Consider the following 20,202-nt stretch of genomic DNA (forward strand, 5'->3'; position numbering starts at 1 on the left):
GTTAGTGCTGCACTACAATGCGGGTAGTTTGCATAAGCTGGCCGGTGCTGAGGCGCACCACATAAATGCCATTGGCCAGGTCCTGCACGGGCAGGCTGAGCTCGTGCGCGCCGGCAGCCTGCGTAGCGCGGCTGCTGATGGTGCGTACGGTAGCGCCGAGCACGTTGTGCACCGTGACGGTAACGGCGGCCGGCGTGGCCAGCTCATACTGCAGGCTGGCGGTGCTGCTGCTGGGGTTGGGCACGGCCACGAGGCGCAGGGCATCGGTGCGGCTGGCTTTGGTGCTCAGCAGAACAGCCTTTTTGAGGCGGCGCGTGGTGTAAACGGCGTAGGCACCGGGTGCCAGCGTGATGAGCGCATTGGCGTTGGTTACGGTGATGCTGTCGCCGGAGAGGTAGTTGTACCACTTGCCGGTGCGCTGGAAGGCGGGGTCGATGGTGGTGCTGGTCACGTCGAAGTTGCCGATGACGGTGATGTTCTGGGTGGCGTTGCTGACGTGGATGGACTTGGCGGCGCCGGCCAGCTGCTGCGTGTAGCTGGTGGGGTTGGCGAAGGCGGGCTCCTGCTTTTTGAGGGCAATCAGGGCGCGCTGCACGTCGTAGAGCTGGCGGCGGTTGGCATCCTGGTAGTAGGCCCACACGGGCTGCTTGGCGCTCAGCTTGCACCGGTCGTTGGGGTAAGGCGTGGGCACGGTACCATCCGAGCACTGGAAGATGGACTTATCGTAGCCCAGCTCGCCAAACTGCCACACCATTTTGGGGCCGGGCACGGTGAAGAAGAAGGCCGAGGCCAACTCAATGCGCGCCAGGGCGGTGTTGAGGTCGCGGGTGCTGTAGGTGCCGGCCGAATTGCCGAAGGTCAGGTTCTTGTACATCAGGCGCTCCTCGTCGTGGCTTTCCATGTAGGTCACCAGATTGGGGCTGTTCCAGCCGCGGCCGCCCTGCGCGGTGCTGCCGTAGTAGCCGTAGCTGAAATTGGAGCCGGGCAGGTAGCCCATGGTGGCTTCGTTGTAGTTGTTCACAGCGTTGCCCCATATCATGAAGCCGGCATCGGCCAGGGCCTTGGCCTCGCGGTTTTCGGGGAAGTGCTCCAGAATCGGGTACAGGTTGGCATCGACCCCAATCATGTGCTGGTAGTAGTCCAGCCAGATGTTGATGCGGCTCTGGTCGTAGTTGCCGTAGGTATTGTCCGTGCTCTGCTGCTGGGTAAAGCCGCCGGCTAGGTCAAACCGGTAACCGTCAATGTGATACTCCTGGAGCCAGAACGACATTACCTGCTTCGAGAAGTACTTGGTGAAAGCGCTTTCGTGGTTGAAGTCATTATACACACTGTAAGGGTGCGGCGCCGTCACGTTGAACCAGGGGTTATCGGACGAGGGGCCGGCCGTGCTGCCGTAAAGCTGCACCATCGGGCTCTGGCCGGTAGAGTGGTTGAGCACCATGTCCAGAATTACGGCGATGCCACGGCGGTGGCACTCGTCGATGAACTGCTTGAAAGCCTGCTTGGTGCCGTAGTATTTATCGGGCGCGAAGAAGAAATCGGGGCTGTAGCCCCAGTTGTCGTTGCCATCGAACTCGTTGATGGGCATCAGCTCGATGGCGTTCACGCCGAGGCGCGAGAGGTAGTTCAGGGTGTCGCGCAGGGTCTGGTAATCGTGGCGGGCGATGAAGTCGCGCATCAGCAGCTCATACACTACGAGGTTGGTGCGGGCGGGGCGCTGGAAGTTGGGAGCCGTCCACACGTAGGGCGTCTGGTTGGTTTGCAGCACCGACACGATGCCCGTGGTGCGGCCCGTGGGGTAGGCCTTCAGGTTGGGGTAGGTTACGGCCGGGATGTACTGGTCGTCGTTCGGGTCCAGGATTTTCTCGCAGTAGGGGTCGGCCACACGCAGGGTGCCATCCACGAGGTACTGGTAGGCGTATTCGCGGCCGGCGGTGAGGCCGTTGATTTGCACCCACCAGCGGTTGCCGTCGGGCGTCTTGTTCATGTAGCTGGCGTTGGTGGTCTGCCAGTTGTTGAACTCGCCGAGGACGTAGGCAAACTGCTTGTTGGGAGCCGTGAGGTTGAGGATGACCGACGTGCCGCCGTTCAGGTAGGTGATGCCGTCCTTGGCCCCGGCGGGCAGCGCGGCAACGGTAACGGTGGGGCGCACCACGAAAATCAGCGAATCGACGGCCGTAGAAGCACCCGAGGTTGCCGTGAAGCGCACCACGTTGCGGCCGCTGGCGGCCGTTACGGTGGTGGTGAGGGTGGTGGCGCTGGCCTGCTGGGTCACCTGCGTGCCGTTGAGGCTAAAAGCCAGATTGGCGGTGGCCGAGGCCATGCCCGTCACGCTGATTTGCGCGCCCAGGTTCACAAACAGCGGGTTGCCGCTGGCGTTGGGCGTAGGGCTGGTGATGCGGGCCGAGAGCGCGGCCGAGGACGCATCCACAAAAATGTCGCCGCCGCTCGCAGTCCGGCCCACCGTGGAGCCGTCGGCATTCTTGAAAATCATGCCCAGGCGCACCAGCGTCTCGGCCGCCGGAATGGGGTAGAACGTGCGCGGCGTGAAGGTGATGGTGTAGATGTTGGGGTTGCTGGCGCTGCGGGTCATCAGCGCGGAGGGGTCTGCCACGCCGAAGCTGGGGCTGTGCACGTTGCGCCAGTTGGTGTTGCTGGAGCTCAGGTTGGTCACGGTGCCGGTCCAGATGTAGACGTTGCCGGTGAAATTGGCCAGCGCGCCGTTGCCCTGGCTGGCATCGTAGGTGATGGTTACGGGCGTGGTATCGGTGAAGAAAACCGGCGAGGTAGTTACCTGCGCCTGGGCGGTCCAGGCCAGCAGGGTCAACAGCAGGGCTGTGAGGTGTCGAAGTTTTTGCATTGGGAATTTTTAGGATGCGAAATGAGAAGGAAGTGGTTGATTAAAAATTATTTAGGTAGCTGAAATGGAAGCTTGCGAAAACGTTTGCCAAGCCTGTAATTAATTGTTTTTGTTGACAAACCAAGTCGCAAGATACGCTATTGGAGCCAGCAGCCGGCTTTATGGGGCGTACCTTTAGGCACTATTTATAGCCTGCATGGCGCTTATTTCGTTGATTTTAGATTTGCTCGGGCGCGGGCGGCTGGCCGGCCTTGTGCTGGGCGGCGCGCTGGCGTTGCCACTGGCCGGGCGCGGGCAGGCTCCGCTCCGTACCGACAGTGCAGGGAGCCCGCCGGTTCCCGTGGCCCGCACTTCTTCGCGCAGTGATTTTCCGGTCGATTCGGTGGCGCAGCGCAAGCGCCGCTTGCGCCTACTGGTGGGCGGCACGGCGCTGAGTTACGGCGTCATTTATACCGGCCTCGCCACGGCCTGGTACACCGGCGAGCGGGTGCCGCTGCACTGGTTCAACGACCTGCCCGAGTGGCAGCAGCTCGACAAGTGCGGGCATTTCTGGGGCGCGTTTCAGGAAAGCCGGGGCGCGGTGGATATGCTGCGCTGGGCCGGCCTGAGCGAGAAAAAGGCCATCTGGTACGGCTCATTCGTGGGCTTCGTGGTACAGAGCCCGATTGAAATCCTCGACGGCTTCGACCCGGCTTACGGCGCGTCGGCCACCGATTTGGCGGCAAATTTCCTGGGCTCCTCAGCTTTGCTGGCCCAGCAGCTGGCCTGGCACGATGTCCGCATAATGCCCAAATGGTCGTTTCACCTCACCAGCTATGCCGCCATGCGCCCCAACGTGCTGGGCAGCAACGTGCCCGAGCGCTGGCTGAAGGACTACAACGGCCAGACCTACTGGCTCTGCACCGACGTAGGCGCGTTTCTGAAGCCCGGCAACCGCTGGCCCCGCTGGCTGCAACCCGCCGTGGGCTACGGCGGCCAGGACATGGTGTACAACGACGACGGCACCAACGCCGAAAAAGGCCTGCGCCCCTACCGCCAGTTTTACCTTTCGCTCGACGTGGATTTGCGCCGCATTCCCACCCGCAGCCCCCTGCTGAAAAAGATATTCTACACCCTCAGCATTTTCCACCTGCCAGCCCCGGCGCTGGAGTACAACGGGCGCAATGGTTTTGGCTTTCACGGCCTCTACCTCTAAATCACTGATTTTTCGGATTTTAGCGGATTTCACGGATTTTGTAGTCGATTATGTTGTTGATGGCTAACGACTCGATAGGCGCTTTGATTAGCGTTTTGACCGACGCTTGAACTGACGCTTGAACTGGCGCTTCGCCTGAGTTGTGGGCTGGGTGTGGGGTTTAAATAGCGTTAAGGCATCTGTCGGCACGCCAAAAACGTACTTTTGTAGACCCAGCCCATGCGGGCAGGTCAAAATGAAGAGAAACGGACTACTTCCGGCGGACCAATAATCGTCCACAAAATCCGTGAAATCCGTTTAAATCCGAAAAATCAGTGATTTATGAATGTTGGAGATAGAGTGCGCCTGCTTACCGGCACCGAAGAAGGAATTGTTACCCGCCTGCTCGACAGTGAGCTGGTGGAAGTAGCCATCGACAATGATTTTACCATTCCCGTGCTGCGGCGCGAAGTGGTGGTAGTGGCCCAGGAAGAAGGCAAAAACTTCGACCGCGCCGCCGTGGACTACGGCCCCGGCCAGACGCCTGGCAAAAATGCCAACGCCAGCAAGAAGGACAACAGCAAGCGGCCGTCGTCTACGCCGGCTGCGCCCAAGCCGGTGCAGCCTTCGTTGCAGGAGGCCCTGGCTGCCGTGGCTTCGAGCGGCAAAGGCGTGGCCAAAATGAGCGGGCCAGCCGCCGGGGCCAAGCAGCCGGCGGCGGCCAAAGGCCTGTTCCTGGCCCTGGTGCACCAGTCGCCGGAGCTGCTGGGCGTCACGCTCATCAACAACACCGAGGCCGATGTGCTCTTCACCTACGGCGAGGAAACTGCTGCCCGCCCCTACCGCGCCCTGGCCGCCGACAAGCTCGGCCCCAAAACCAGCACCAAGCCCCTCTCCTTCCTGCACATGAAGGACTTTGAGGCCTGGCCCGCCGTGGTATTCCAGCTGCTGCCTACCCGCCTGAACGGCGACGCGGCGTATGAGCTGCTCACCAAGCGGCAGGCCTTCAAGGCCAGCACGTTCTACGGCAGCCAAAAGCCCGCGCCGGTGATTGGCAAGGATGCCTACCTCTTCCAGCTGGACGAGAAAGCGGCCGCCGCCATCGCCCCCGAAGTGCTGGCCGAAGAAGCTCCTGCCCCGGCTCCCACCGCCCCGGCCAAGCCCGCCGGCGTGGATATTGCCGCCCTCAAAGCCCAGCTCAGCGGCGACGCACCGGCCAAGCCGGCCGCCGTGGTAGCCGCCGCCGCGCCAGCCAAGCCGGCCGGCCCTATTGTGGCCCCGCCCCACGAGCTCGACCTGCACCTCGAAGCCCTGCGCCCCGACAACACCGAGGAGCTGAGCAATACCGCCATTCTGCGCCTGCAGCTCGATGCGTTTGAGGACGCGCTGAGCCGCGCCCTGGCCACCAACATGCACGAAATCGTGTTTATTCACGGCATGGGCAATGGGGTGCTGCGCAAGGAAATCCACCGCCAGCTGAGCCGGAACAAGGACATCAAGTTCTTCGAGGATGCCCGCAAGGAGAAGTTCGGCTTCGGCGCCACGCTGGTGCGGCTGAAGTAGCCGGGGGCTGCTCGTTCGCGCACCACGCCTGGGCCTGCCGCATAGGGTAGTTGCTTCAGAACCAGCAGCTAACTATTCGGCAGCCAGTGCCTGGCTTTTGAACCAACTACGTTTAATGCAAATACGGCATTAACCAGAAAAGCCATTAAATTCGAATAATCCGACAATTGAAGGGCCTTCATCACCGCAGTGATGAAGGCCCTTCAATTGTCGGATTATTTATTTACCAATAATTAAAAACTGAAAATCAGTATTTTAACTCTTGAAAATCCGTCTCATAAGTATTTATATCTTTTCAGATTGCAGACAAACACTATGTGTTTAATTTTGCAGCTTACCAGAAATACATTCTGGTTATTTTGCAACTAGACTGCGCATGAAATATTTCTTCCAACTTGCCGGTTTGGGATTGCTGCTGGGCCAGCCGCTGCTGGCCCAGGACCTGACTAATGCTGGGGCCGCAATTACCGTGCAGGCGGGCGCGGTGCTTTACGTTGGCACGGGCGGCCTCGCCAACCAAGCCGGCAGCACCCTCGACAACGCCGGCACCCTGCGCGTGGACGGCCCCCTGAGCAACGTCGGCACGCTCGACCTGGGCACCGGCACGCTGGAGGTGAAGAGCCACGTTACGAATTCGGGCACGCTCGCCCCCGGCACCAGCGCGGTCGCCTTCTCCGGCGCGGCCGACCAGCTGCTCACCCCCGGCGGGGCCAGCCTCTACCGGGTGCTCGTCAATAAGCCCACGGCCGGGGCCAACACCTTGCGCCTGGCTGGCGACCTGAGCGTGAGCAACCTGCTCAGCCTGACCAACGGCCTGGTGAACACCAGCAACGGGGGCACCCTCAGCACCCTGCGCCTGCCCAACGGGGCCACGCTCAGCGGCGAGGCCAGCGGCCGCTATGTGCTCGGTGCGCTCGAAATCACCCGCGATGCCGTGAGCGGGATGGCCGTCGACTTCGGCCACGGTGCCGTGCTCGACCCCACCACCAACAACCTGGGCACGGTGGCCATTACCCGTACCGCCGGCCTGAGCACGGCCGACGTGAGCTTCGGCCAGAACCTGAACAACAGCGCCTACAAGGGCATCGACCGCATCTGGACCGTGGTGCCCGCCACCCAGCCCGCCGCCGGCAAGCCCGTGCAGCTCACCCTGAGCTGGCTACCCGACAACGACAACGGCATCAACGATTTCAGCCAGGCCCGCGTGTACCAGCAGCCAGCGGCCGGCCTGGCCTGGGCCCCGCTGGGCGGCCCCACCAACGCCAGCGCCCGTAGCATGGCGGCCACTGCCACTGCGCTCAGCCGCTTCACCGTCAGCAACGCGGCCAGTCCGCTGCCCGTCACCCTGCTCGACTTCACGGCCCAGGCCGAGGGGCCCGCCGCCGTGCGCCTGCGCTGGGCCACGGCCCAGGAGCTCAACAATGCCGGCTTCACGGTGGAGCGCAGCCTCGATGCGCGCAGCTTCGCCGCCATTGCCTCGGTTGGCGGGGCCGGCACCAGCACCGGGCGCCACGACTACGCCCTGCTGGATGGCCAGCTGCCGGCCGGGGCCACCCTACTCTACTACCGCCTGCGCCAGACGGATTTGAGCGGCACCGTGGCTTTCTCGCCCGTGCGCACCGTGGCCCTCACGGCCCGGGCGGTAGGCTTCGCGGTATACCCCACCCGCGTAGCCATCGGGCAAGCCATGAGCTACCTCTACACCGGCCCGGCCGAGCCCGCCACGCTGCAAGTGCTGGATATGCTGGGCCGCGTGGTGCGCACTGCCGCCACAGACGGCCGCGCCCAGGGCGAAGCGCCGCTGGCCGGGCTGGCTACCGGCGCTTACCTGCTGCGCTACACGGCGGCTTCGGCCAGCTTCGCCACCCGTTTCGTGGTGGAATAATCTGACTTAACTCATCTTTTTGTTTTCCTGATTCCGTTTCTTATGGAGAGTCGTTTTACTCACTTTCGCCGGGGATTGGTGCTGGCGGCGCTGCTGGCCGGCGGCCAGTTCGCGGCCCGGGCCCAAAGCGTGGGCATCAACAATGCGACCCCCGACGCGGCCGCGGTGCTCGACGTGACGTCGACCACCAAGGGCCTGCTGCCGCCGCGCATGAGCCAGGCCCAGCGCGATGCCATCGGGCCGGCGGCAGCAGCGGCGGGCCTGCTTATTTACAACACCAACACCAAAACGCTGAACAGCTGGGACGGCACCAAGTGGACCGAAGTGCTGAGCAGCGGCGCGGGACAGGCCACGGTACCGGCGGCCACCACCACGTTCAGCTTCACGGGGGGCACGCAAACCTATACCGTGCCGGCAGGCGTCACCAGCATTCAGGTGCAGGCCGACGGGGCCTCGGGCAGCAACCTTCTCGGCACACCGGGCGTCGGGGCCCGGGTGCTGGCTACGCTGGCCGTGATGCCCGGCGAGGTACTGACCGTAGAAGTGGGCGGCGCGGGCGGCTTGGGTGGTAATCCCGGCGTGCCAGGCTATAACGGTGGTGGCTTTGCTGGCGCTGGCCCGGCCGGCGGCGGCGCTACCGACCTGCGCCGCGCCACCAGCGCAGGCATTACCGGCGACTACCTCACCAGCCGCAACGCCCTGCTGGTGGCCGGTGGTGGTGGCGGTGGCGGCACGAGCTCCAGCACGAGCGGCGGCGCGGGCGGCACCCCCAGCCCCGGCGGCACCGGAGCCACCGGTGGCAGCAATACCGTTGGGGGCACCGGCGCTACGCAGGCCGGTCCTGGCATGGGCGGCGGCCTCAACAGCTACGCGGGCTACAATGGCAGCAACAACACCGGCGGCGGCGGCAGCCAGGCCGGCGGCGGCGGCGGTGGCTACTATGGCGGCGGTGGCGGCGGCGCGAACGCCGCCCCTGGCCCTGGCGGCGGGGCCGGCGGCGGCGGCGGCTCGTCGTTTGTGGTGGCCAGCGGCAGCAGCGGCGTTAGCTACACGGCCGCCCCCCGCGGCAACGGCCTGCTCACCATCACGACTGCGCCCTCACTGCCGGCCCCGGCCCTGAGCGGCACCAACATCACGGACGTTATCAGGAGCCAGAATACGGCCGACCAGGCCGCCAGCTTCCGCATCACTGGCAGCGGTACGGTGGGCGGCAACGTGGGCATCGGCACCACCGCTCCTACTTACAAGTTACATGTTAATGGGACGCAGGGCATCACCGGCACTAACACGCTGGAGCTCGGGGCCGGGGTGAGTGGCAAGGAGGCTAATGCCGGCAAAATCGGCTACCAGACCTTCACGGCCGGTGCGCTCGACATCGTCGGGGCCGGCACCCTGGGCACCAATCGCCGCATCCAGTTCTGGAACGAAGGCGGTGCCGCTTTCACCGGCAACGTGGGCGTCGGCACCAGTGCCCCAGCACAGCGGCTCGATGTGCAGGGCGGCAACATCAGCCTGCAGTCTAATTACGACCTGTTAATCCGCGATGCCAACCATGGCCTTGGCTGGTATGGGGGAGGCAAGCTCTGGGGCAGCGTTAACATAGATGGGCCGGTGCTTTATGGCTACAGCGGGGGCATTCTGGGTATTAACCAGGGCGGCACGCGCACTTCGGCGCTGACGTGGCTTTCCAACGGCAACGTGGGCATCGGCACCACGGCCCCCGGCGTGCGGCTCGACGTGGCCGGCGATGCCCGGGCCACCAGCTTCACGACCAGCTCCGACCGCCGTTTTAAGCAGAACATCCGGCCCCTGACCAGCGCCCTGAGCGCGGTGCTGGCTTTGCAGGGCATGCGCTACGAGTGGAACACGCTGGGGGTGCAGCACGGCGGCAAAGCCAATACCGCACAAGTTGGCCTCATTGCGCAGGAAGTGGAGAAAATCTACCCCGAGCTGGTGAGCACCGATGCCGACGGCTTCAAATCAGTGAACTACGCCCAGCTTACGCCCGTGCTCATCGAGGCCATTAAGGAGCTGGCGGCCCAGAACGAGGCGCTCAGGACCCGGAACGACGCCGACCACGCCAGCCTGCTTACCCTGCAAGCCCAGATGGCCCGCCTGCTGGGCGAGGCTGCCCCGGCAGCCGGCGCGCAGGCGCACAGGTAACGGCCCGCAACCCTGGGTACGCAAGAAGCCTCCGGCCGCCTGGCCGGGGGCTTTTTTGTAGCTGGCAGCCAGGCGGTTCGGCCCTTGGGTGCAATGAGATTCAGCCTGGCCACCGTCAGGCACCGGCCCCACTTCCACCACGCGCCCAGCGCCCTGAGCTTCGGGAGCTCGTGCTTTGGGCTTCCGCATTTTTTATGGCTACCGCACAGGCTGGTTCGCTGGTCACGTTAGCTTTGCAATCCCTATTGGTTCACTGGCTGGACGGGGGCAAGCCCCGTACCCTACTGCATGCGTATTCTTTCGATTCTTTTCCTGTTCCTCGCCCTGCCGGCCCTGGCCCAGCGCCCGCTGCCCCTGCCGCGCAACCTGCAAGCTCCCTACACCAAAGGCACCCGCGCCGAAACCGGCCTGCCCGGCCCCAACTACTGGCAGAATACCGCCGACTACGACCTGGCCGTAAATTTCAACCCCGACACCCGCCTCGTGTCCGGCACGGTAGATATCAAGTACGTCAACAACAGCCCCGATTCGCTCAAGCAGCTCTGGTTCAAGCTCTACCCCAACCTCTACCAGAAGGGAGCGCCCCGCAGCCGCGCCATCGCCCCAGCGGATGTGAGCGACGGCGTTAAAATCTTCAACCTCAGCATCAACGGCGAAACCTTTGATGTGAGCAAGCTGGCCCCCGACGCCACCAACCTGCCCATAACCCTGCGCCGTGCCCTCAGGGCGCACCAGATTGCCACGGTGCGCGCTACCTATGCCTACACCCTCAACAAGGGCTCGCACCAGCGCACCGGCGAAGTTGAGCCGGGGGCCGCTTTCGTGGCCTACTTCTTCCCGCGCATCGCCGTGTACGACGACCTCGACGGCTGGAACCGCGTGCCCTACACCGGCGACCAGGAGTTTTACAACGACTTCGCCAATTTCAAAGCCGCCATCACCGTTCCCAAGAACTTCGTGGTTTGGGCCACCGGCGACCTCACCAACGCCGCCGAAGTCCTGACCCCCAAATACGCCCAGCGCCTGCGCGATGCCGAGCAGCAGGACGCCGTGGTGAGCATCATCAGCGAGGACGATGCCAAGCGCCGCGATATCACCGCCCAGACCGACCAGAATACCTGGCGCTTCGAGGCGAAGAATGTGACCGATTTCGTGTTCGCCACCGCCGACCATTACGCATGGCAGAGCACCAGCCTGGTGGTGGACCCCGCCACCAAGCGCCGCACCCGCGTCGATGCCGTGTACAACCCCAAACACGAGGACTACAAGGAAGTCATCAACTTCAGCCGTAAAACGGTGGAGGCCATGAGCTACACCTTCCCTAAGTGGCCCTTCCCCTACGCCCACGAAACCGTGTTCGACGGCCTCGACCAGATGGAGTACCCGATGATGGTGAACGACAACCCCACCGAAACCCGCGAGGACGCCATCACCCTCACCGACCACGAAATCTTCCACACGATGTTCCCATTCTACATGGGCATCAACGAAACCAAGTACGGCTGGATGGACGAGGGCTGGGCCACCATCGGCGAGTGGCTGATTTCGGGCATCATCGACCCCAAGCTCGACGACGACTACGGCGTGGCCCGCTACGCCGCCCAGGCCGCCACCGAAAACGACCTGCCCATCGTCACGCTCAGCACCCAGCAAACGGGCATGCCCTTCTTCCTGAATTCCTACCCCAAGCCCGGCATGGGCTACCTCTACGTGAAGGATTTGCTCGGCGATGAGCTGTTCACCAAAGCGCTGCACACCTACATTCGGAACTGGAACGGCAAGCACCCCATGCCCTACGACTTCTTCAACAGCATGAACGCCGGGGCGGGCCGCAACCTCAACTGGTTCTGGCAGCGCTGGTTCTTCGACGATGGCTACCCCGACCTGGCCATTGCCCGCGTCACGAAAAGCACCGCCGGCTACGACGTGCAGGTGCAAGCCAAAGGCACCAAGCCCGTCCCCGTCGACCTCACCATCACCTTCGCCGACAACACCACCCAGAAAATCCACCGCAGCATCGGCGTGTGGGAATCGGGGGCCAATTCCGTCACCGTCCCCGTCCCCACCAAGCAGCCCCTGAAGCGCGTGACGCTGGGCAGCACCCTGGTGCCGGACAGCTACCCGAAGGATAACGTGTGGGAGGGGAAGTAATTGATGGAAACAGTTGAGAGATTGGCTCCGGCTCTTTTACATATTTTGCAAGCAGAATTGGCCGTGGGCAATGAAATTCAAGAAGTTTCTACTTGGCCTCCTAAATGCGAATTATTCGTGCTCTTGAAGCGAAAATTCTGCGCAAGCTATTTGCCTTTGTATAACGTTGAATTTCGTTTTATTGACGACTACCATTATTGGTTTGCCGAATACGACTACAAAAACGGGCTTCAAAGGCTAGCCTGTGGATTTAATGAATCGTTGTAAAAAGCCCCAGCAGGGCGACATATCGGTAGTGAAACACGTCCATGCCTATAATTAAAGTCCCGTAGGGGCGACACTCATTCAACGAATGTCGCCCCTACGGGGCTTTGCCGTTTTCATATTCTATCTTACTACCGATATGTCGCCCTGCTGGGGCTTTGAATACCTATTGCCTTTCTCATCATGGCAAATACTTACACGCAAATTCACCTTCAGATTGTGTTTGCGGTGCAGGGCCGCCGCTCACTAATCCCCGCTGTAGCCTTCCCCCAATATACCCGTTTTCCTACTGAATTCCGAGGGAATTTGCGTCTTCAGTCTCACTCGCGCACCAGACGCAGGCGAGCTTGGCCTAGCGTGCCGTGCAGCAGTAAGTAATAAATGCCGCTGCGCCCCATCTGCCGGGCAAGGTCCAGCTCTACCGCCGCGCCAAGAGTGGCGCCGGGCAGCCGACCAGCTCCCACCTGCTGGCCCAGAGCCGAAACCAGAGAGTACGCCAGCGGGCCTTGTACGCCCTCGGGCAGCACCAGCGTAAACCGGCCAGTGGCCGAAGGGTTGGGGTAAGCCTGCACCCGGAATGCTCCCACGGCTTTAGCTTGCGGCTGGCTGGCGGTGGCCAGTCGGGCGACCGGTGCAGCACTGATTTGCTGCCACAGCTCGACGCCGGAGAAGTTGGGCCAGCCGCCGGTGCTGCTGAACCGAACGGTGCCGGCCGCGGCGAGCGTGACTGGGTAAGGCCCGAGCTTGGCCCAGGTGCCGGCCGGGCCGCTGTTGTAGTTGGCCCGCACCACCTGCCCGTTCAGGCTCAGGCTATACACCTCCGCGTTGTTGTCCTCCCACACGTAGAGGTAGGCCTGGTAGGTGCCGGCCGGCACGGCCGAGAGCGTCAGCTTCAGGTTGGGGCCGTACACCGAGGCACGAATCATGCCCGCCCGGGCCGCATCGGTGGCCGGAATCAGGGGCACGTTCTGGTTCTGGAAGCTCGCCCCGTTGGTCGAATAGTTTGGGGCCGTACTGCCAGCCCAGACGTGGCCATCGAGCGTTAGGGCCGGGCCGTTCAGGTTGATGGCCCGGTAAACGGCATAAGTATTGTCCAGCGCCTGGCTGTATTTCACGGTGAGGAAGTCCTGACCGGTGACGGGCCCCGTGCTGTGGCCGGTTACCAGCACGTTGCCGCTGTTGTCCACGGCCAGGGCAATGGCCAGGTTAGTCGCGCCAGCTTTTAGCTTGGTCCAGGCCAATGCGCCATCCGTAGCCTGGTAGCGCACGGTGGCATAGCTGCCCACCGCAAAGCTGCTGCCGGTGCCAAAGCTGGTCCCGGTCACGTACACCCCGCCGGCATCGTCCACGGCAATGGCGCGCGCGTTGTCGGAACCGTTGGCCGGGCCATTGTAAATACTAACCCAGCGCTGTGCTCCCGTGGCGGCGGCATAGCGCACGGTCGCGTAGTTGCTCCCCCCCGTGCTAACGCCGGTTTTACCCGTCACGTACACCCCGCCGGCGTGGTCTACCGCGATGCCATAGGCTGCGTCGTAGACGTTATCGGGGCCGTTGTAGCGGCTGGCCCAGCTCTGCCGGCCCGTGGCTGCGGCGTAGCGCACCGTGGCATAGTCCATATTATTAACGCCGGAGGAGATGCCCCCGCTGCTCAGCCCCGTGACGTATACCCCGCTGGCGTTGTCCACGGCGATGCCATAGGCTGCATCGGGGCCGTTGCCGGGGCCGTTGTAGCGGCTGGCCCAACTCTGCGCGCCGGTGGCCGCCGCGTAGCGCACCGTGGCGTAGTCATCGCCACTGGTGCCCCCGCTACTGACGCCCGTGACGTAGACCCCGCCGGCATCGTCCAAGGCAATGCCATAAGGCGCGTCGGGGCCGTTGCCGGGACCGTTGTAGGTGCTGGCCCAGGTCTGCGCGCCCGTGGCCGAAGCGTAGCGCACCGTGGCGTAGTCATCGCCACTGGCGCCCCCGCCACTAGCGCCCGTAACGTAGACGCCCGCATTGTCCACCGCGAGGGCGGTAACAATGTCATAGCCGTTGGCCGGGCCGTTGTAGGTGCTGGCCCAGGTCTGCGCGCCCGTAGCTGCGGCGTAGCGGATGGTTACGTAGTCCCCGTTTTTAGTCCCCGCCACGTAGACGCCGCCGGCATTGTCCACCGCAATGGCACTGGCTTGCCCTCCGCTGTACTCGCTCAACCAGAGCTGTTGGCCGGCGGGCGAATACTTTATCGTTACCAGTCTGTTACTGCCCACTGTACTACCACTGGATGTTCCGGTCACGTAGCTGTTTCCGGCGTTATCTACCGCTATCGACGTAGCCAGGTCGGACAGACTGGCGGCCCCGGAATACGCATCCGACCACCCAACAGCGCCGGTAGCAGCCTGAATTTTCACCGTGTAAAGGCTTGGAGAAGCCCCAGGGGCCTGGCTGCTGCCGGTGATGTAGACGCCTCCGGCGTCTACCGCCAAGGCGCGGGCCTGGTCATCGCTGCCGCTGGCCGGGCCGCTGCTGCGGCTCGCCCAGCTTTGCGCGCCCGTGGCCGCTGCGTAGCGCACCGTGGCGTAGTCATTATCAGAAACACCGGGGCTGGTGCCCATGACATACACCCCGCCGCTGTTATCCACTGCAATGGCGCGGGCGTCGTCAGGGCCATTAGCCGGGCCGTTGTAGGTGCTGGCCCAGCTTTGCGCCCCCGTGGCTGCGGCGTAGCGAACGGTCAAGTAGTCCCCGTTTTGGGTCCCCGTCACGTAGACGCCGCCGGTGTTGTCCGTCGCAACGGCCTGGGCACTACTACTCGCATAGGTGCTCACCCAGCTCTCGGCTCCGGTGGCCGCGGCGTAGCGCACCGTGGCATAGCCGCCATGGCTGGTTCCCGTGACGTAGACGCCGCCGTTGTTGTCCACCGCAATGGCGCGGGCGTAACTGTTATTGTAAGTACTGGTACTGACAATGGGGTTGTAGGTACTAACCCAGCTTAAATCGCCCGTGACAGCGTCGTAGCGCACCGTTTCGTAGGTTTGTTTGGTGGGGAATGTGGGATTGTCGAGGCTGGTACCCGTGACGTAGACCCCGCCGGCGTTGTCTACCGCAATGGCCTGGGCGGAGGAAAAAGTACCGAGATTTTTGGCCCAACTTTGAACCCCAGTGGCCGCGTCATAGCGCACGGTACTGAAGACCCTCACGCGATAGCGGCCACTGGTACCCGTGACGTAAACGCCGCCGGCATTATCTACGGCGATGGCAATGGGGCGGTCTGAGCCCAAGGCGGGGTCGCCGTAGGGGGCGTTGAAGGTGCGGGCCCAGCTTTGCGTTCCCGTGGCGGCGTCGTAGCGCACGGTCAGGTAGTCAGAATTGATTACGGCTTCACCGGTGACGTAGACCCCTCCGGCGTTATCCACCGCAATGGCCCGGGCAATGGTATTGGCGTTGGTGCGCATCCAAAGCTTTTCGCCGGTAGGCGAATACTTTATCGTCACCATTTTCAAGGCCGTCGCGCCACTATCCCGGGCCGTGCTGGTGGCGTAGCTGTTGCCCACATGGTCCACCGCTATCGAGATGAGCTGGTCGGGCAGTATGGGGGCGCCGGCCGTCGCGCGGCCCTGGCCGTCGTAGCGCGCGGCCCACTCTTCCGTGGCCTGCTGCTGCGCCCGGAGCGCCAGGGTGAGAAACAAACAGCCGCACAACAGCAGCAAACGCGTGCAAACCGTGCGGGCGTAAAAGCGGGAGTAAGTAGTATCAGCCATGCGAAAAGGATAATAAGTGGCACAAGCAGCCCTCTCTCCTCCCGTGAGAGGGGCCGAAGGGGTGGCACGAACAGCAGGCCGCCGCGCCGGGAATGGGAATCGACTTTATTGCCGGGAACGGTGGGGGAACGGGTACCCGGTGGGATGGAAGGGGCTGATGAGCGTAGCCAGCGCGCTAATATAATTGTAAATGTATATATTTAATTTATAATTGCAATTATTTAATTTTATCATCCTGCAAAACCCGTCTGAATGGGCTTCTTGCGGGCAGAAACAAGCCCCAAAATACCCGAAAGCAACATTCCGGGCGCTTACTCCTTTCATTCGGGTGGCGTGCGTACCTTTGCACGCAGTGATGGGTCGCCTCACCGCGGCGCTTTCGGGCGACGAGGAAAGTCCGGGCAACACAGAGCACCTTGCTTCCTAACGGGAAGGACTGGCGCGCATAACGCAAACCAGGACAGCGAGTGCCACAGAAAAGTACCGCCAGCGGTAAGTGAGTAAAATAGCAAGTGAGTAAATTACTCATTTACCAACTTACCCATTTACCACTGGTAAGGGTGAAAAGGTGCGGTAAGAGCGCACCAGCGGGCGGGTGACCGTTCCGGCTGGGTAAACCTCAGGGGTTGAAAGACCAAATAAGCTGGTACGCCGGCGCGGCTTCGGCCGCATCGGCTCCGGGCGGCTCGTCCGGCGCCAGCGGGTAGGTTGATGGAGCCTTTCCGCGAGGACTGGCCTAGATAAATGGTGAGGCAGGGGCTTCGGCCCCGGACAAAACCCGGCTTACAGACCCATCACCAATCATCAAAAAAGGCCACTCCCGTGCGGGAGTGGCCTTTTTTGATGTCGTACCGGTCCGACCGCCCTAGGCGGTCTGACCGGTTGTCGTTGCTATAACCGATTGATGTTGCGCACCAAGATAGGCACACGTCAACCGGTCAGACCGCCTAGGGCGGTCAGACCGGCACGGCTACTTCTTCCCAGTCGCCCGCACGGTCTTCACCTCGCTCACCGTCACGGCGCTGGCTTTATTGCCAAACGAATTGCGCACGTACGTCAGCACATCGGCCATTTGCTGGTCATTGAGGTAGGCCTGCGAAGGCATCACGCCGTGGTATTCCTCGCCGTTGATGTCCACCCCTTTCAGGCCGTTGACCAGCACGCCTATCAGGCGGGTTTTGTCGCCCAGCACGTAGTCGGTTTTGGCCAGGGGCGGGTTCATACCATCCACGCCGAGGCCGTCGGCCTGGTGACAGGTGAGGCAGTATTGGGTGTAGATGGACTTGCCCTGCAACAGCGTGGCGGCCGAAATGCCGGACACGGCTTTTTTGGCCGGGGCTTTGGCGGCTGGTTTTTTCTGGGCGAAGGCCGGGGCGCTGGTCAGGGCCAGCAGGGCCAGTATCACAAAAGGCTTCTTCACGAACACGCTTATTTCTGGTTGTATACGATGCGGTAGATGGTGCCGGCCTTGTCATCGCTCACGTAGAGCGAGCCGTCGGGGCCCTGGGCCAAGCCGCAGGGCTTGTGGTCGGCGCGGCCGGCGGCCGCCTTCGCATCCGAGCCGGCGAAGTTGTCGGCGAACACTTCCCACTGGCCGCTCGGCTTGCCGTTTTTAAAGGGTTGAAACACCACGTAGTAGCCCTTCTGAGGCTCGGGAGCCCGGTTCCAGGAACCGTGGAAGGCGATGAACGCGCCGTTGCGGTATTTGGCAGGAAACATGGTGCCGGTGTAGAACAGCAGGCCGTCGGGGGCCATGTGGGCGGGGTAGGCAGCGGCAGGCTCCAGGTACTTGGGGTCGGCCAGCTTCTTGCCATCGCCGCCGTATTCGGGGGCCAGGATTTTCTGGTGGGTCAGGCCGTTGTAGTACAGGAAAGGCCAGCCGGCATTCGCGCCTTTGGTAATTTCGTAGAGGCACTCAGCGGGCTGCTCCGCCGACTGCTTGGTGTCGTACATCGCCGGGAAGATGTCGTGGAGCTGGTCGCGGCCGTGCTGCATCACGAAAAGCTGGTTGTTCTGCGCGTTCCAGTCGAGGCCCACCACATTGCGCAGGCCGGTGGCATAGCGCGTGCCGGTGCCGTAGGTCTGCCCCGCTTTATCGGCCCGGAACTGCCAGATGCCGCCCGCCGAATCCAGAATTGGGCAGTCGGGCCGGCCCATCGAGCCTTTCTCCCGGTCCTTCACCTGGCAGGAATTCGAGTACGCGCCCACGTTCACATAGATATTACCGGCATTGTCGAGCACGATGGACTTGCTTTCGTGCTCGCCCCGGTTCAGCAGGCCACTCACGATTTTTTCGGGCTGCGTGGGGTTGGTCACCTCCCCTTTCGCGTCCAGCTTATAGCGGTACACGTCCTCATCCGAAGACGCGTACAGATAGCCGCCCTTGGCATAAATGCCCGTGCCGCCGTAGCTGCCAAAGCCGTTCGAAACAGTGGCTTTGCCGGTAGCAGTTGGCTTGAGCTCTAGGATGCCTTTGCCGTCTTTGGGCCGGTTCAGTTTTACAAAAATGTTGCCCTCCGGCGTCACGGCAAGGTGCCGGGCGCGGCCGCCGGTTTCGGCCACCACCAGGGCGCCGAAGCCGGCGGGCAGCTTCAGGCCAGCGTTGTCAGCGTCGGGGGCCACGGTGGGCTTGCTGGTGAGGGAATAAAGGCTGAAGCTGCCGGCCAGGGCTGCCGTGAGCAGCAGCGGGCGGGTTATGGAGTTTTTCATGGATTGTTTGTTGATGCCGCGTTATACGGCGAAGATAATTGACGCAGATAACCGCGCCGGGCGTTTTTTGTGAGGTAAGCTTTAGCTTGCCGTCCCAATTCCCGTATTATTGTCCGTGCCGCCATTATGTCGGCAAGCTAAAGCTTACCTCACAACCCATGCCCCGCATCCTCATCATCGACGACGAAAAAGCCATCCGCAACACGCTGAAGGAGATTCTGGAATTCGAAAACTATAAAGTAGACCAAGCCGAAGACGGCCCCGCCGGCCTCGACCTGCTCATCCAGCAAAAATACGACGTGGTGCTCTGCGACATCCGCATGCCCAAAATGGACGGCCTCGAAGTCCTGACCCGCGCCCAGGCCATGGGCACCGATGCCGCCTTCATCATGGTATCGGCCCACGGCAACATCGAAACCGCCGTGGAAGCCACCAAAAAAGGGGCCTACGACTTCCTCTCCAAGCCCCCGGACCTCAACCGCCTCCTCGTGACGGTCCGCAACGCCCTCGACCGCACCAAGCTCGTCACCGAAACCAAGACGCTGAAAAAGAAGCTCTCCGTCACGAAAGGCTCGGAAATGGTGGGCTCCTCGGCTGCCCTCGGGGCTGTGCGCAAGGCCATCGAAAAAGTAGCGCCCACCGATGCCCGCGTGCTCATCACCGGCCCCAACGGCGCGGGCAAGGAGATGGTGGCCCGCCAGCTCCACGAGCTCAGCAGCCGCGCCAGCGGCCCTATGGTGGAAGTAAACTGCGCCGCTATCCCGTCCGAGCTGATTGAAAGCGAGCTGTTCGGCCACGAAAAAGGCTCTTTCACCTCGGCCGTGAAGCAGCGCATCGGCAAGTTTGAGCAGGCCGACGGCGGCACGCTCTTCCTCGACGAAATCGGCGATATGAGCCTCTCGGCCCAGGCCAAGGTGCTGCGGGCCTTGCAGGAAAGCAAAATCACCCGCGTGGGCGGCGAAAAGGAAATCTCGGTGAACGTGCGCGTCCTCGCCGCCACCAACAAAGACCTGATGCAGGAAATCGCCGACAAGAACTTCCGCGAAGACCTCTACCACCGCCTATCGGTCATCCTCATCCAGGTTCCTTCGCTGAATGACCGCCGCGAGGACGTCCCGGAATTGATTCAGAAGTTCCTCAACGACATCGCCGCCGACTACGGTAACAAGCCCAAGAAAATCGACGCTTCCGCGTTGGAGTATTTGAAAGGCTTAGACTGGCGCGGCAATATCCGCGAGCTGCGCAACGTGGTGGAACGCCTCGTGATTATGAGCGATGACACGATTACGGAAGGCGACGCGAAGGCGTTTGCGGGGAAGTAGCAGGGTTTATTTGCAAATAAAAAAGCAGCGCCAGAATCGGTTGATTCTGGCGCTGCTTTTTTGCTATCCTGCCTCTACTTATTGGTACTGCTCTCACAATGACACGAAATCTAAGTTGTAAGGCATATTTTGTCTAGGTATTTTGCATTGTATAGCATACTACCCTCGATGTTGGCTCGATGAAAATATATAAATTACCGTCACACCAGAAATTTAATTTCTGAAAATACTGCTCCATCCCATCTGAGGGCTCAACGTTACTGTATGTCGCATTAATAGACTTGTTGTACTGAATTATCAATGAGTTAAGCAGAAGTTCCACAGTCCGGCGCATACCTCCAGTGCCGTATCAAACTGTTCCAGATTATGCA

Annotated in this window: 11 protein-coding genes, 1 other RNA gene and 1 pseudogene; 9 read left to right on the forward strand and 4 right to left on the reverse strand. The window is 62.1% G+C overall.

Annotated features, from left to right (window positions below):
• Position 1 precedes the first annotated feature (1 nt).
• Entirely contained in the window at positions 2-2,860 is a 2,859-nt protein-coding gene (locus tag HBN54_RS21800; RefSeq protein ID WP_168675357.1) for a DUF4961 domain-containing protein, read from the reverse strand.
• A gap of 211 nt (positions 2,861-3,071) precedes the next feature.
• On the opposite strand from HBN54_RS21800, the gene HBN54_RS21805 reads away from it, so the two are divergent.
• The 7 genes and pseudogenes from HBN54_RS21805 to HBN54_RS24185 form a co-directional block, all read left to right on the forward strand.
• The gene (locus HBN54_RS21805; protein ID WP_235955660.1) at positions 3,072-4,055 is read left to right on the forward strand and encodes a DUF2279 domain-containing protein; all 984 of its coding nucleotides are present in this window, start codon (positions 3,072-3,074) and stop codon (positions 4,053-4,055) included.
• Between the two features lie 321 nt (positions 4,056-4,376).
• Entirely contained in the window at positions 4,377-5,597 is a 1,221-nt protein-coding gene (locus HBN54_RS21810; RefSeq protein ID WP_168675359.1) for a Smr/MutS family protein, read from the forward strand.
• A gap of 376 nt (positions 5,598-5,973) precedes the next feature.
• A complete protein-coding gene (locus HBN54_RS21815; RefSeq protein ID WP_168675360.1) occupies positions 5,974-7,482 on the forward strand; it encodes a T9SS type A sorting domain-containing protein in 1,509 nt (502 codons plus the stop codon).
• Positions 7,483-7,524: 42 nt separating this feature from the next.
• The gene (locus HBN54_RS23905; RefSeq protein ID WP_168675361.1) at positions 7,525-9,645 is read left to right on the forward strand and encodes a tail fiber domain-containing protein; all 2,121 of its coding nucleotides are present in this window, start codon (positions 7,525-7,527) and stop codon (positions 9,643-9,645) included.
• Between the two features lie 288 nt (positions 9,646-9,933).
• Positions 9,934-11,796 carry a M1 family metallopeptidase gene (locus tag HBN54_RS21825; protein WP_168675362.1) on the forward strand — a complete coding sequence of 621 codons (1,863 nt, stop codon included), beginning with the start codon at positions 9,934-9,936 and terminating at the stop codon, positions 11,794-11,796.
• Positions 11,797-11,799: 3 nt separating this feature from the next.
• On the forward strand, positions 11,800-12,063 hold the full coding sequence (locus HBN54_RS23285) for a hypothetical protein (protein ID WP_210428146.1): 264 nt from the start codon (positions 11,800-11,802) through the stop codon (positions 12,061-12,063).
• A gap of 180 nt (positions 12,064-12,243) precedes the next feature.
• Positions 12,244-12,315: pseudogene (locus HBN54_RS24185) on the forward strand (IS200/IS605 family transposase); the annotation flags it as partial.
• Between the two features lie 65 nt (positions 12,316-12,380).
• Here HBN54_RS24185 and HBN54_RS21830 read toward each other — a convergent pair.
• Entirely contained in the window at positions 12,381-15,800 is a 3,420-nt protein-coding gene (locus HBN54_RS21830; protein WP_168675363.1) for an SBBP repeat-containing protein, read from the reverse strand.
• Positions 15,801-16,152: 352 nt separating this feature from the next.
• On the opposite strand from HBN54_RS21830, the gene rnpB reads away from it, so the two are divergent.
• Positions 16,153-16,602: RNase P RNA component class A (gene rnpB, locus HBN54_RS21835), an RNA gene on the forward strand.
• Positions 16,603-16,770: 168 nt separating this feature from the next.
• On the opposite strand, the gene HBN54_RS21840 is transcribed toward rnpB, so the two are convergent.
• Complete coding sequence (locus tag HBN54_RS21840; RefSeq protein ID WP_168675364.1) at positions 16,771-17,220, reverse strand: c-type cytochrome; 450 nt, start codon at positions 17,218-17,220, stop codon at positions 16,771-16,773.
• A gap of 8 nt (positions 17,221-17,228) precedes the next feature.
• Positions 17,229-18,509: a PQQ-dependent sugar dehydrogenase gene (locus tag HBN54_RS21845; RefSeq protein ID WP_168675365.1), complete on the reverse strand. Its 1,281-nt coding sequence runs from the start codon at positions 18,507-18,509 to the stop codon at positions 17,229-17,231.
• 158 nt (positions 18,510-18,667) lie between these two features.
• Here HBN54_RS21845 and HBN54_RS21850 point away from each other — a divergent pair, with 158 nt between their 5' ends.
• A complete protein-coding gene (locus HBN54_RS21850) occupies positions 18,668-19,831 on the forward strand; it encodes a sigma-54-dependent transcriptional regulator (RefSeq protein ID WP_168675366.1) in 1,164 nt (387 codons plus the stop codon).
• Positions 19,832-20,202 lie beyond the last annotated feature (371 nt).

Origin of the sequence: Hymenobacter artigasi, from assembly GCF_012275535.1 — a bacterium.
GTDB classification, from domain to species: Bacteria; Bacteroidota; Bacteroidia; order Cytophagales; family Hymenobacteraceae; genus Hymenobacter; species Hymenobacter artigasi.